Genomic DNA, 1,373 nt, shown 5'->3' on the forward strand with positions numbered 1-1,373 from the left:
AAGCTACGTAGTTCAGGAATTGCCAGTGTTTGCTCTTTTTGAGGAACTACATAGGCGACTAAACGTTTAGAATTTACCGATTCTTCGCTGACTACAACTACAGTTTCTTTTACTGCTGGGTATTGGTTGATGGCTACTTCAATTTCGCCGAGTTCAATGCGAAAACCGCGTATTTTTACTTGGTGATCGATACGTCCAAGGTACTCGATATTACCATCTGCTAAATAACGAGCCAGATCCCCGCTCTTGTACAGACGTGCGCCCGGCTTGTTGCTGAAAGGATCGGAAACAAACTTAGCTAAAGTCAGATCAATATTATTGATATAGCCTCGTCCGACTCCTTCACCACCAACATATAGTTCGCCGACCATACCCACCGGCAAAGGCTTGAGGTTTTCATCTAATATGTATACTTTGGCATTATGGATCGGTTTCCCAATCGGTACTAATTTTTCTAGCCATTGTTCTGGTTGAGCAACCCGATAAGCGGCACAGATGTCTGTACACTCGGTGGGGCCGTAAGTGTTGACAATTTGTGTTTTGCAGGGAATAGAGTCGAGCCATACCTTGAGCCTAGAGATTGAAATCGGTTCGCCACCTAAAAATACATACTTCAACGTCTTCTTCATACACAAGCTTTTATCACCTTGATCTATCAATGGATAAAAGGCGCTCGGAGTGCAGTTGAGCCACGTCACTTGTTTGTTACAAACCGACTCAGCGATTTGTGCAGCGTCATAGCATTCAGATGATAAAAGGTGCAACTCACCTCCAACGAGTAAAGGAGCATAAATATTCTTCTGCGTCAAATCAAAACTCAAAGAAGATATGAGTAAAACACGGTCATTGCAGGTAAAATCGAATTCCGTCACAAACCAATTCATCAGGTTTGCAAAGCTTCGCTGGTAGACTCCTGCACCCTTGGGTTTTCCTGTTGACCCAGAGGTGTAGATCGCATACATTAAATTGTCTGGTGTGACACCACTGACTTGATTTTCTGGGCAATGTTTGGCAATGGCTTGGGAATCAGCGTCGAAACAAATCACATCCCCTTTGTACTTCGATAACCGCTCTGCTAGCCGTTTATGAGTCAACAAAACGAATATGTCGGCATTCTCTAACATGAAGGCCAAGCGTTCCGGTGGGTACATCGGATCTAGCGGTACATACGCACCACCTGCTTTGAGGATGGCTAATAGTCCGATGACCATATCGAGCGATCGCTCTACACAAATCCCCACCAGCACCTCTGGTTTTACTCCTAAAGCTTGCAAATAATGGGCTAGTTGATTTGCTCTGGTGTTGAGTTCACAGTAGGTTAGCTGTTCATCTTCAAATACTACTGCTACTGCATCAGGTGTGCGTTCTACTTG

General features: G+C 44.4%; 1 protein-coding gene. It reads right to left on the minus strand.

The window, feature by feature from the left end; genetic code table 11:
- Positions 1-1,373, minus strand: a 1,373-nt coding sequence (locus tag CDG79_RS40505; protein WP_143855757.1) for a non-ribosomal peptide synthetase, incomplete at both ends; no start/stop codon positions are given.

This window comes from Nostoc sp. 'Peltigera membranacea cyanobiont' 232 (assembly GCF_002245985.1).
In the GTDB taxonomy this organism is placed as follows: Bacteria; Cyanobacteriota; Cyanobacteriia; order Cyanobacteriales; family Nostocaceae; genus Nostoc.